Annotated in this window: 13 protein-coding genes; 6 read left to right on the plus strand and 7 right to left on the minus strand. The window is 69.9% G+C overall.

Annotated elements, in window-relative coordinates; all coding sequences use genetic code 11:
* The first annotated feature begins 81 nt into the window (after window positions 1-81).
* From ACW7GZ_RS01960 to mgtE, 5 genes are all read left to right on the plus strand, one after another.
* Window positions 82-474 carry a PTS sugar transporter subunit IIA gene (locus ACW7GZ_RS01960; protein WP_457001361.1) on the plus strand — a complete coding sequence of 131 codons (393 nt, stop codon included), beginning with the start codon at window positions 82-84 and terminating at the stop codon, window positions 472-474.
* Window positions 475-486: 12 nt separating this feature from the next.
* Entirely contained in the window at window positions 487-756 is a 270-nt protein-coding gene (locus ACW7GZ_RS01965) for an HPr family phosphocarrier protein (RefSeq protein WP_457001359.1), read from the plus strand.
* Window positions 756-2480 carry a phosphoenolpyruvate--protein phosphotransferase gene (ptsP, locus tag ACW7GZ_RS01970; protein WP_457001357.1) on the plus strand — a complete coding sequence of 575 codons (1725 nt, stop codon included), beginning with the start codon at window positions 756-758 and terminating at the stop codon, window positions 2478-2480. Before ACW7GZ_RS01965 ends, ptsP begins: the two co-directional genes overlap by 1 nt.
* Window positions 2477-3409 (plus strand): 2OG-Fe(II) oxygenase, encoded by a 933-nt coding sequence (locus ACW7GZ_RS01975; protein WP_457007534.1) that lies wholly within the window; start codon window positions 2477-2479, stop codon window positions 3407-3409. The genes ptsP and ACW7GZ_RS01975 overlap by 4 nt, the downstream gene beginning before the upstream one ends.
* A 121-nt stretch (window positions 3410-3530) precedes the next feature.
* Window positions 3531-4892, plus strand: coding sequence for a magnesium transporter (gene mgtE / locus ACW7GZ_RS01980; protein WP_457001354.1), 1362 nt, complete (start codon window positions 3531-3533; stop codon window positions 4890-4892).
* Window positions 4893-5001: 109 nt separating this feature from the next.
* Here mgtE and ACW7GZ_RS01985 read toward each other — a convergent pair whose 3' ends face one another.
* The 3 genes from ACW7GZ_RS01985 to ACW7GZ_RS01995 are packed head-to-tail and all read right to left on the minus strand — an operon-like array spanning window position 5002 to window position 6994.
* Window positions 5002-5943, minus strand: a complete 942-nt coding sequence (locus ACW7GZ_RS01985; protein ID WP_457001353.1) for an aspartate carbamoyltransferase catalytic subunit — start codon at window positions 5941-5943, stop codon at window positions 5002-5004.
* Entirely contained in the window at window positions 5940-6428 is a 489-nt protein-coding gene (gene ruvX, locus ACW7GZ_RS01990; RefSeq protein WP_457001351.1) for a Holliday junction resolvase RuvX, read from the minus strand. The genes ACW7GZ_RS01985 and ruvX overlap by 4 nt, the downstream gene beginning before the upstream one ends.
* Window positions 6428-6994, minus strand: a complete 567-nt coding sequence (locus ACW7GZ_RS01995; protein WP_457007536.1) for a YqgE/AlgH family protein — start codon at window positions 6992-6994, stop codon at window positions 6428-6430. The genes ruvX and ACW7GZ_RS01995 overlap by 1 nt, the downstream gene beginning before the upstream one ends.
* 81 nt (window positions 6995-7075) lie before the next feature.
* Here ACW7GZ_RS01995 and ACW7GZ_RS02000 point away from each other — a divergent pair, with 81 nt between their 5' ends.
* Window positions 7076-8881 (plus strand): DUF4153 domain-containing protein, encoded by a 1806-nt coding sequence (locus ACW7GZ_RS02000; protein WP_457007538.1) that lies wholly within the window; start codon window positions 7076-7078, stop codon window positions 8879-8881.
* Window positions 8882-8899: 18 nt separating this feature from the next.
* Here ACW7GZ_RS02000 and ACW7GZ_RS02005 read toward each other — a convergent pair whose 3' ends face one another.
* The 4 genes from ACW7GZ_RS02005 to ACW7GZ_RS02020 form a co-directional block, all read right to left on the minus strand.
* Window positions 8900-9361, minus strand: coding sequence for an FKBP-type peptidyl-prolyl cis-trans isomerase (locus ACW7GZ_RS02005; protein ID WP_457001346.1), 462 nt, complete (start codon window positions 9359-9361; stop codon window positions 8900-8902).
* Window positions 9362-9510: 149 nt separating this feature from the next.
* Window positions 9511-10137 carry a superoxide dismutase gene (locus ACW7GZ_RS02010; protein ID WP_457007540.1) on the minus strand — a complete coding sequence of 209 codons (627 nt, stop codon included), beginning with the start codon at window positions 10135-10137 and terminating at the stop codon, window positions 9511-9513.
* Between the two features lie 238 nt (window positions 10138-10375).
* Window positions 10376-10891 carry a hypothetical protein gene (locus ACW7GZ_RS02015; RefSeq protein WP_457007542.1) on the minus strand — a complete coding sequence of 172 codons (516 nt, stop codon included), beginning with the start codon at window positions 10889-10891 and terminating at the stop codon, window positions 10376-10378.
* Between the two features lie 121 nt (window positions 10892-11012).
* Complete coding sequence (locus ACW7GZ_RS02020) at window positions 11013-12143, minus strand: PilT/PilU family type 4a pilus ATPase (protein WP_457007544.1); 1131 nt, start codon at window positions 12141-12143, stop codon at window positions 11013-11015.
* Window positions 12144-12154: the final 11 nt, after the last annotated feature.

Genomic DNA, 12154 nt, shown 5'->3' on the forward strand with positions numbered 1-12154 from the left:
CCGCCCCTGCGCATCGCTGGAACCCGTGGCTTCCGCACGCGCCGCTTCCTGAGGGTCATGCGGCTCTGTTAATTTGTATCGATGGCCGTCGGCATCCTGCTCATCACCCACGTTGGCATCGGCACCGCGTTCAAGGCGGTGGCGGGCCGGCTTCTGGGTACGCTGCCGCTTGCGATCGAAGTCTTCGAGATGTCCTATGACGCCGATCCCGACGCCATGCTGGCAACCGCCAGCGCCGCCCTGCGTCGCGCCGACAGCGGCGACGGCGTGCTGCTGCTGACCGACGTCTATGGCGCCACCCCCGCCAACCTCGCCGCGCGCCTGGCGCACCTGGGCACGCCGGTGCGCCGCGTCTCGGCGCTGAGCCTGCCGATGCTGCTGCGGGTATTGAACTATCCCGAGCTGCCGCTCGACCAACTGCCTGCGGTGGCCGCCGCGGGCGCGCGCAATGGAGTGGTGCACGATGACGCCTGAGGCGGGACTGCCATGATCGAACGCGAACTCACCGTCTCCAACCGGCTGGGGCTGCATGCGCGCGCCACCGCGCGCCTGGTGCAGCTGCTGTCGGACTACGACGTCAACGCGACCCTCACCGCCAAGGGCCGCGAGGTCAACGCCAAGAGCATCATGGGGGTGATGCTGCTCGCAGCCGGCACCGGCACCGCGGTCAAGCTGGGCGTCGAAGGGCCGGACGAAGTGGCCGCCGCCGACGCCGTGTGCGGACTGTTCGAGCGGCGATTCGACGAGGACAGCTGATGCGCCAGCTGCTGCCCGGCCATGGCGCATCGCGGGGCAACGCCCTGGGCCGCGCCCGGGTGCGGCAGCCGCATGCGCTGGAAGTCGCCGAAGAGCGCATCACCCGCGCCGCGGCACCCGGCGAGGTGGCGCGCCTGCATGAAGCCATCGACATGGTGCGGGCCGATCTCCGCGACCTGCGCTCGCGCCTGCACGGCGCGCTCGCCAAGGAAGTGGGCGAGTTCCTCGACCTGCACGCCCTGCTGCTTGACGACCCCGAACTGCTGCAGGGCCTGGACGATCTCATCACCCGTGACCTCTACGGCGCCGATTACGCGCTGCGCATGCAGCGCAACCGCCTGGCCGCGGTGTTCGAGAGCATGGACGACCCCTATTTCCGCAGCCGCATCGAGGACATCGACCACGTCATCGGCCGCATCCATGCAGCGCTGCACCGCCACGACGCCAGGCCGACGGGCGTGGCCGGCGAAATCCTGGTGTCCGACGCCCTGGGGCCGTCGGAAGTCGCGCGGCTGCATGCGCGCGGCGTGATCGGGATCGTGACCGCGGGCGGCAGCATGCTGTCGCACAGCGCCATCCTCGCGCGCAGCCTGCACATCCCGCTGGTGGTGGGCGCGCCGCAGGCGTTGGCGCAGGTCAATGACGGCGACGTGCTGATGATCGACGGCACGACGGGGCTGGTGATCGTCGATCCCGGCGCCGACGACCTGCTTGCGCACCGCGAACGCGTGCGCGAAGGCAAGCGCGAGCGGCGCCAGCTGCACCGCCTGCGCCGCGAACCCTCGCGCACCCTGGACGGTGTCGACATCCGCCTGTATGCGAATGCCGAGGCCCGCGAGGACGTGGCCGAAGCACACGCCCTCGGTGCGGCCGGCATCGGCCTCTACCGCACCGAATACCTGTTCCTGCAGCGCAGCGAGCTGCCCTCCGAGGACGAGCAGTTCGTCGCCTACCGCGATCTGGTCCTCGGCATGACCGGGCGCATCGCGACCATCCGCACCCTGGACGTCGGCGCCGACAAGGCCGACGACAGCGGGCTCGTGCTGCCCGGCGAGCCCAACCCGGCGCTGGGCGTGCGCGGCGTGCGCCTGGCCCTGCGCCGGCGCGAGGTGTTCGCCACCCAGCTGCGCGCGATCCTGCGCGCATCGGGCTATGGCCCGCTGCGGATCCTGCTGCCGATGGTGGCGCGGCGCGAAGAGCTGGTCGCCGCACGCCGCCTCGTGCGCCAGGTCGGCGCGCGCCTGCGTCGCGAGGGACATGCGGTGGCCGACAACATTCCCCTGGGGGCGATGATCGAGGTGCCGGCGGCCGCGATCGCGCTGCCGGCGTTGATCGACATGGTCGACTTCATCTCGATCGGCACCAACGACCTGGTGCAGTACCTGCTCGCGGCCGACCGCGGCAACGACGCCCTGCAGGAACTCCACAGCCCGCTGCACCCGGCGGTGATCCAGCTGCTGCACCAGGTGCTGGCCACCGCGCGGGCGCACGGCCGGCCGGCCGCGGTCTGCGGCGAGATGGCCGGCGACCCGCTGTTCACCCCGCTGCTGCTGGCACTGGGGCTGGAAGAGTTCAGCCTGCATCCGTCGACGCTGCTGGAAGTGCGCCGCGAAATCCGCAGGCTCGACCTTGCCGGGCTGCGGCGGCGCACGCCCGCGCTGCTGCGCGCGCGCGACGAGGCCGGCATCGCGCGCTGGCTGGCGGCAGCGGCGGCCGCGCCGTGACGGCCGGCGACGCCCTCGCCGGGATCGTCGCGCCCGGCGTCGTCGCGGAGGCGGCCGCGATCCGGCAACGCTTCCTCGCCGCCGCGCCTTTCCGCCACTGCGTGATCGAAGGCTTCTTCGCGCCCCCGTTCGTCGAGGCGCTGCTCGCGCAGTTCCCGGCCTTCGAGCACGGCAACGCGTTCAACGAGGACGGAGTCGCCGGCGGCAAGTCGACGGTCGAGCGGATCCGCGGGCTGGGCGAGGCCTACGCCCGGCTGGACGCCTGCATCCAGTCGCCCGCGTTCCTCGAGCTGGCCGGACGCCTGACCGGCATCGACGGACTGCTCTACGACCCCGGCTATTTCGGCGGCGGCACCCACGAGAACCGCGACGGCCAGAGCCTCGACAACCACATCGACTTCAACCACCACCCAGCAACCGGCTGGCACCGGCGCCTGAACCTGATCGTGTACCTCAACCCGGAGTGGCAAGACGACTGGGGCGGCGCGCTCGAGCTCCATCGCGATCCCCACGACCCGGCGGCCGACGAAGTGGTCTCGGTCGCGCCGGCGTACAACCGCTGCGTGATCTTCGAAACCACCGAGCACAGCTGGCACGGTTTCCCGCCGATCCGCCTGCCGCCGGAGCGGGCCGTGCTCACCCGGCGCTCGATCGCGCTGTACTTCTATACGCGCGAGCGGCCCGCGGACGAGGCGGCATCGCCGCATTCCACCGTGTATGTCGATCGCCCGCTGCCTGCCCACATCGCACCGGGACGCGTGCTGACCGGTCGCGACGTCGAGGAGCTGCGCGAGCTGCTCGCCCGTCGCGACGCACACAACCGCCGCCTGTACGGCGACATGCGTGTACTGCAGGCGGAGCTTGACCGCAGCTTCGCGGGCCGGCTGTTCGCCGCCGCGCGGCGGGTCCGCGCACGCCTCTGGCGCTGAGCGGATCGCCGAGCGGGTCGCGGGGTGGGCAGCGGGATCGGCGCGGGCGATAATGCAGGCATGAACGCCTGACCCCTGTCGCGCATCACCGTTCCGCGACGCGCCCCCTCGGAAGCATTCCATGGCCGAAGCCGTCCGCCACGACAAGACCGCGCGCCAGCTTCGCCTGCTGTCCGATGCGCTCGACAGCGGCCGCCTGGGGCCGGTGCGGCGGCTGGTCAACACGCTGGCGCCGGCCGAGATCGGCAACCTGCTCGAATCGCTTCCGCCCGACCGCCGCATGGTGGTCTGGGGCCTGGTCGATGCCGAGGACGACGGCGAGGTCCTTGTCCACGTCGGCGACGAGGTGCGCGAAAGCCTGCTTGCGGACATGGATCCCGACGAGATCGTCGCCGCGGTCGAGGACCTCGACATCGACGACCTCGCCGACCTGGTCGAGGACCTTCCCGACACGGTGATCGACGAAGTCCTGAAGTCGATGGACCGCGAGAACCGCGAGCGCCTGGAGCAGGCCCTGTCCTACGCCGAGGACACCGCCGGCCGCCTGATGAACCCCGACGTGGTCACCGTGCGCGCCGACACCACGGTCGACGTGGTGCTGCGCTTCCTGCGCCTGCGCGGCGAACTGCCCGAGCACACCGACCACCTGTACGTGGTCAACCGCCGCCACCAGCTGCTGGGCTGGGTGGCGCTGCAGGACCTGGTGACCCGCGATCCGGGCAGCCCGATCAACAAACTGATCGACGACGCGCTGACCGCGATCCACGTCGGCGAGTCCGCGGAATCGGTCGCGCGCCAGTTCTCCGACCATGACTGGGTGTCCGCGCCCGTGGTCGACGAGGGCAACGTACTGCTTGGCCGCATCACCATCGACGACGTGGTCGACATCATCCGCGAGCAGGCCGAGCACCAGGCGCTGGGCGCCGCCGGCCTGGACGAGGACGAGGACCTGTTCTCGCCGGTGAAGCGCGCGGTGCGCGGGCGCATCGTGTGGCTGGGCGTGAACCTCGCCACCGCCTTCATGGCGGCGGCGGTGATCGGGCGCTTCGAGGCCACCATCGAACAGATCGTGGCGCTGGCGGTGCTGATGCCGATCGTCGCCGGCATCGGCGGCAACGCCGGCATGCAGGTGCTGACGCTGATGGTGCGCGGCCTTGCGCTGGGCCAGGTTGGTGCGAGCAACGCCAGCGTGCTGCTGTGGAAGGAGCTGCGGGTGGCGCTGATCAACGGCCTGCTGATCGGTGGCTTCGTGGGACTGGTGGCCTTCGCCTGGTTCCAGGACTGGATGCTGGGCCTGGTGATCACCGCCGCGCTGGTGATCAACTTCGCCTCGGCCGCGCTGGCCGGGGTGCTGGTGCCGCTGGCGATGAAGCGCGCCGACGTCGACCCCGCGGTGGCCGGCGGCGTGGTGGTCACCGCAGTGACCGACGTGGTGGGCTTCTTCAGCTTCCTGGGGCTCGCGACAGTCGTCCTGCTGCGCTGACGAAACCCCCTCCGTAGGAGCAGCTATAGCTGCGACCGGGATCCACGATCGCAGCTATGGCTGCTCCTACAGTGAAGATTGCCGCGTCAGGCGGGATCGCGGCGCCAGCTCAGGCCAGCAGTGCCTCCAGCACGGCCATCCTCACCGCCACGCCATTCGCCACCTGGCGCAGGACCAGCGACTGCGGGCCGTCGGCCACGTCGTCGCTGATCTCGACACCGCGGTTCATCGGACCCGGATGCAGCACCACGGCATCCGGCGCGGCTCGGCGCAGGCGCGCGGCCGTCAGGCCGTAGTCGCAGTGGTAGGCCTCGAGCGAGGGCACCAGGCCCTCCTCCATGCGCTCGCGCTGCAGGCGCAGCATGAACACCGCATCCACGCCCTCGAGCGCGGCGTCGAGGTCGCTGCCGACGCTGCAGCCGGCCAGGGTCGCGTCGTCGGGCAGCAGGTTCGCCGGCCCGCAGGCGCGGATCTCATCGACGCCCAGTACGCGCAATGCATGCAGCTCCGAGCGCGCCACGCGCGAATGGCGGATGTCGCCGACGATCGCGACCTTCAAGCCGCTGAAGTCCGCGCCCTTGGCCTGGCGCAGGCTCAGCACGTCCAGCAGGCCCTGGGTCGGATGCGCGCTGCGCCCGTCGCCGGCGTTGACCAGGGCCGTGCCCGGCTGCGCCGAGGCCGCGAGCATCGCCACCGCGCCGTCTTCGCGATGGCGGACCACGAAACCGCGCACGCCCATGGCCTCGATGTTGCGCAGTGTGTCGAGCGCCGTCTCGCCCTTGCTGGTCGACGAAGTGGAGGCGTCAAAGGCCAGCGTGTCCGCACCCAGGCGCTGCGCCGCGCGCTGGAACGACAGCCGCGTGCGCGTGGAGGGTTCGAAGAACAGCGTGCATACCGCGGTGCCGGCCAGGGCCGTGCGCGGATCGGCGCCGCCGCCGTGGTCGACGAAGGCCTGGGCGCGGTCGAGCAGCCCGACCAAGGTCGACCGCGGCATGCCTTCCAGGGTCAGCAGGTGGCGCAGGCGGCCGTCGCCGGTCGACTGCAGGGTCATGCGGATGCGTCCGGTTCGGCGGCGTCGGGATCGACCACGGTGGCGTCGCCTGGCGCGGCCAGCCAGCGCTCGACGATGACCGCGGCGGCCACCGCGTCCAACGCGGCCGCATCGCGCCGGCGGCGACGCCCTTCGGCGCGGTCCACGGCGAAGCGCTGCGCGGCTTCGATCGAACTCGATCGTTCGTCGACCATCACCACTGGAACCGCATAGCGGCGCGCCAATTCGTGCGCGAACGCACGCGCGCGCAGCCGGATCGGCTGGTCGCCGCCGTCCAGGGTCATCGGATCGCCGACCACGCAGCCATCGGGGCGCCACTCCTTCTGCAGCTTGTCGATCGCGGCCCAGTCGACCTTGTCCGCATGTACGTCGACCACTTCCAGCGCGCGCGCGCCGTGGCCGAAGGCGCTGCCCACGGCCACGCCGATGCGGCGCGCGCCGACGTCGAAGCCGAGCACCGTGCCGTCGTGGCGGATGGTGGCCATCAGGCGTGTCCGGCGTAACCGGGCATGTGCGCCAGGTCCACGCCGATGCGGCCCGCCGCGGCCTGCCAGCGCGCGTCAAGCGGCAGCGCGAACAGGAGCTCTTCATCGGAAGGCACGGTCAGCCAGCTGTTCTCGGCCAGTTCCGCATCCAGCTGCCCCGGGCTCCAGCCGGCGCAGCCAAGCGCCACCACGACCTTGCCCGGACCGTCACCCCGCGCCATCGCCTCGAGCACGTCGCGCGAGGTGGTGACGCGCAGCCCGTTGGCCACGGTGAGGCTGGAATCCCAGTCGCGCTCGCCATCGTGGATCACGAAGCCGCGTTCCGGGTGCACCGGGCCGCCGGCGAGCACCGGGGTCGCGCACAGCGCCTCGTCTCCGCAGGCGATGCCCATCTGCGAGAAAATCTCGCCCAGGGTGTAGTCCGAGCGCCGGTTCACCACCACGCCCATGGCGCCGCCCGCATCGTGCTGGCAGAGCAGCGATACGGTGCGCGCGAAGTTGCCGTCGGCCAGCGAGGGCAGCGCGACCAGCAGCTGGTTGGCGAGTGGCGTGGACTGGACCGGCATGGCGTCATTCTATCCAGTGGCGACGCCACGCGCGCGCTGCCGGCTACCATGGCGCCTTCACCACCGCCGCGGAAAACCTCCATGTCCGTAGACGCCCCCCTGCCGCGCAACGAGCGCGCCTTCATCGTATTGCTGGCGGTGCTCCAGGGCGGCCTGCTGTACCTCGCCGAGAAGGGGCACGACGCGGGCTGGTGGCCGTTCGCGGAGCTGGCCGGCCGGGTCTGCTGGTACACCCTGGTGCTGGCCGTGCCCACGATGATGGCTCTGAGCGTGGTGCGCCTGCGCGACGCGCGCTTCTGGCAGCACGCGATCGCGGCGACCGTGGTGTTCGCCGGGCTGGCCACCTGGGCGTCGTGGAATGCCACCGGCGGGCCCGGGATCAACGCCGGCAGCGTGCTGGGACCATTCGGTGCTTCGATGGCCATCGGCCTGTTCGTCGCCCTGCCCTGGTTGCAGTGCCGTCTGGCCCACGGCCACTGGCGCGCACCCTACCCCTGCCTGTTCGAACATGCCTGGCAGAACGCGCTGACGCTGGCGCTGGCGGGGTTGTTCACCGGCATCTGCTGGCTGGTCCTGTGGCTCTGGGGCGCGCTGTTCGCGCTGGTGAAGATCGACTTCTTCCGCGAGCTGTTCCGCGAGGACGCCTTCATCTATCTCGCCACCGGCGCCATGGCCGGCCTGGGCGTGCTTATCGGCCGGACCCAGCACCGCGCCGTGCAGGTGGCGCGACAGATCCTGTTCGCGATCTTCACCGGCCTGCTGCCGCTGCTGGCCTTCATCGCCGTGCTGTTCGTGGCCAGCCTGCCGTTCACCGGGCTTGCCCCGCTGTGGGACATGCGTTCGGCGGCGGCGACGCTGGTTGCCGTGGTCGCCCTGCTGGTGGCGTTCACCAACTCGGTGCTGCAGGACGGCCAGGGCGAACGCCCCTATCCGGGCTGGCTGCGGCGCCTGGTCGATGCCGGCCTGGTGCTGCTGCCGGTGTACGCGCTGCTGGCGCTGTATGCGCTGTGGTTGCGCATCCACCAGCATGGCTGGACCGCGGAGCGGTTCTGGGCCGTGCTGCTGGCGGTGGTGGTGTGCGGCTACGCGTTCGGCTACGCCTGGGCGACGCTGCGCAACCGCTCCGACTGGCTGGGCACGATCCGGCCGGTGAACCGGATGATGTCGCTGGTCGTGGTGGCGCTGGTGATCCTCGCCAATACCCCGCTGCTGGACGCGCAGCGGATCGCGGTGGGCAGCCAGATGCAACGCCTGGCCGACGGCCGTACCGAAGCCGACGACTTCGACCTCGACTGGTTGCGTCACGACAGCGGCCGCCGCGGCTACGAAGCCACGCTTGCACTGCGCGACCACGCCGCGTGGGCAGGCAACGAGGAACGGCTCGCGGAGCTCGAGCGGGTGATTGCGCGGACCAGCCGCTGGGGCACGCCGCAGAGCGACGACGCCGGACGACCGGTGCGCGATATCGCGCAGCTGCGTGCGCAGGTCCAGCTGGCCGAGGGAGCGGATTCGCCCGACGGCGACTGGTGGGAGGCGCTGGCCACCGGACGCCCGGGCAGGAACGAGTGCGTCGGGGTGGCCGACGACTGCATCCTGCTGACCCCGGACCTGGACGGCGACGGCGTCGCCGACCCGCTGCTGTGTACGCTCGGGGACGGCTATGGCGCGCGATGCGCGCTGTTCGCCCGCGACGACGCGGGCGAGTGGAGCATCACGGCCAACCTGCAGGCGTGGCCACCGGGGACATCGGAGCGGGCCTGGCGTCGCGCGCTGCGCCGTGACCTGCTGGGTGGCCGGGTGCAGGCGGTTCCGCAACGCTGGCCCGACCTGCGGATCGGCGATGACCAGCCGAGGCAGTTCGACAACGCCGGCCCCGCTGGTCCCTGAGCAGGCAGCGGTGGCGCCTCAGCCGAGGCCGAACTGCACCTCGTCCGGCGTCGGCACCCGCACGGCGACCACTTCGACCTCGGCACGGACGCGACGCCCGGCCAGCGGATGATTGCCGTCGACGGTGAGGGTATCGGCATCCACCGCCGTGACCACCACCTCCAGCGGCCCCTTGGCGGTGGTGGTCTCCAGCCGGTCGCCGACGTTCGGCTCCGACGGCGCGCGCCACATCGTTCGCGGCAGCGTCTGCAGCAGCGCCTCGTGGCGAGGGCCGAAGCCGTCTTCCGGAGCCACGATGACGTCGAAGCGGTCGCCGGCCCTGCGTCCTTCCAGCGCATTCTCCAGGCCGCGGACGATGCCGCCACTGCCGTGCATGTAGGTCAAGGGCTCGTGCCCACGCGTGCTCGTGATCTGCTCGCCGCTGTCAGCGTCGGTGAGAGTGAAGTGCACGGTGGCGATGCGGCTGTCGGCGATGTCCATCTTTGGCGCGATCCTCCTCGGGTACCGCAGCATCGTCGCCAGCACCACGCGGCCGCGCAAGCCCGGATACGCATCGGCGTGACCGGCTCCATGAAAAAACCCCGCAGGATCGCGGGGTTCTTCCGTTGGGCCTTGCGACCGGGCGCGGATCAGCCGGCGACGGCGGCCTTGTAGCGGCGCTCGACCTCGTTCCAGTCGACCACGTTGTAGAACGCGCCGATGTAGTCCGGACGGCGGTTCTGGTACTTCAGGTAATAGGCGTGCTCCCACACGTCCAGGCCCAGGATCGGGGTATTGCCCGAGCCGACGCCCTTCATGAGCGGATTGTCCTGGTTGGCACTGCTCTCGACCTTGAGCTTGCCGGACGCGTCCGTGGACAGCCAGGCCCAGCCGCTGCCGAAGCGCGTCAGCGCGGCCTTGGTGAATGCTTCCTTGAACGCGTCGAAGCCGCCGAGGTCGCTGTCGATGCGCTTGGCCACTTCACCAGTCGGGTTGCCGCCGCCCTTGGGCGACATCACCGTCCAGAACAGCGAGTGGTTGGCATGGCCACCGGCGTTGTTGCGCAGCGGGCCGCGCTTGTCCTCGGGGAGCTGGTCGAGGTTGGCGATGATGTCCTCGGCGCTCTTTTCGGCCCACTCCGTGCCCTCGAGCGCGGCGTTGGCGTTGTTGATGTAGGTCTGGTGGTGCTTGGTGTGGTGGATTTCCATCGTCTGCGCGTCGATGTGCGGCTCGAGCGCGTCGTAGGCGTAGGAAAGCTTGGGCAGGGTGAAAGCCATGGGGATCTCCAGAGGTGGATGGATCGGCCAGCCATTGTCGCCGCTGCAAGGTAAAAAGTGCGCAAAGGCAAGGGCGCCACGCGGGCGCCCTTGCCGGTACACCACGGAACGCTGCATCCCAGGCCAACCACGCCGCCCAGGTCTTGCGCCAGCTTGACGTGCAGGCCTACCCCTTGGCGGATCGAGCAACGAAAACGGGGCGCTTGCGCGCCCCGTCGGCATGTCGTGCGGCGAAACCTCAGACCGGGTCGTCGACGCCGTTGTCTTCCACGTACGCCACTTCGAGCACGTTGAGGGCCACGCCTGCAGGCAGGCTGCAGCTCACGTTCGCCAGGGAGCTGAAGGCCTGACCCTCCGGGGGGAGCCACTCGCCGATGTTGGCACCGTTGGCCGCCACCGTGATGGTCTGCGGGTAGTAGGCCGGTGCGTCGAATGGCGGCGTCATGCCGTCGACGAACGTGCAGTTGACGTCGACGGGCGCGGCGTTCTGGTTGGTGAATGCCGCTACCAGCATCAGGTTAGCCGACGCGTAGAAGTCGCCAGGCAGCGAGCAGGTCACGAACGCCGGCGCGGTGCCCTCGTTCTGCACGCCGAGCGGACGCTTGCGGAGTTCACCCTCATACGACGGCAATGCGCCGTTGCACGCGCCGGCAGCGTTGACCGTATGGGCGCGAATCACCGGCGCAGCCGACGCGGATGCAGCAACCAGCAAGCCAGCCGCGATGGCCGTGATTCCAAACGTGAAACCCTTCATCCAAACTTTCCCCTGTTTTGTTTTTTGGCACTGCTGAAGGACGGGCAATGCGTCCGTTTGACTCTTACCTGGATGCAGGGTCGCAATCGCAGCGATGCGCCGCCGCACCCGATCCGCCGCGTCAGGTTACTTCGGCCACCTCGACGCCATCCAGCCCCTGCGCCAGCGTGCGCGCATCGCCGCCCTGGGCGAGCTTGATGCGCAGGCGCACCTCGTTGGCGGAGTCGGCGTAGCGCAGCGCGTCCTCGTAGGAGATCTCGCCGGCCTGGTAGAGCTCGAACAGACTCTGGTCGAAGGTCTTCATGCCGAGGTTGGTCGACTCCTTCATGACTTCCTTCAGCTTGTGGATCTCGCCGTCGCGGATGTAGTCCTGCACCAGCGGCGTGCCGAGCAGGATCTCCATCGCCACGCGGCGCCCCTTGCCGTCCGGCGTCGGCAGCAGCTGCTGCGCGACCACGCCCTTGAGGTTCAGCGAGAGGTCCATCAGCAGCTGGCCGCGACGGTCCTCGGGGAAGAAGTTGATGATGCGGTCCATCGCCTGGTTGGCGTTGTTGGCGTGCAGCGTGCACAGCACCAGGTGGCCGGTTTCGGCGAAGGCGATGGCGTGGTCCATGCCCTCGCGGGTGCGCACCTCGCCGATCATGATCACGTCCGGCGCCTGGCGCAGGGTGTTCTTGAGCGCGTTCTCCCAGTTGTCGGTGTCGATGCCGACCTCGCGCTGGGTGATGATGCAGCCCTGGTGCTTGTGCACGAACTCGATCGGGTCCTCGATAGTGATGATGTGCCCGGTGGAGTTCTGGTTGCGGTAGCCGATCATCGATGCAAGCGAGGTCGATTTACCCGTGCCCGTGGCGCCGACGAAGATGATCAGCCCACGCTTGGTCATCGCCAGGGTCTTGATGATCGGCGGGAGGTTGAGCTCTTCGATCGACGGGATCCGGGTCTCGATCCGGCGCAGCACCATGCCCACCTGGTTGCGCTGGTAGAAGCACGACACGCGGAAGCGGCCGACGCCGGACACGCCGATGGCGAAATTGCACTCGTGGGTGCGTTCGAACTCCTCGCGCTGCGGCGGCGTCATCACGTTCAGCACCAGGTCGCGCGCCTGTTGAGGCGTGAGCGCGTTCTGGGTGATCGGCGAGATCTTGCCGTGGACCTTCATCGACGGCGGCATGCCGGCGGTGATGAACAGGTCCGAGGCCTTTTGATGGGCCATCAGCTTGAGGTAGGAGGTGAAGTCGATGGCGCTCATGTGGTGCTCCG

The organism is Luteimonas sp. A537, assembly GCF_054052065.1.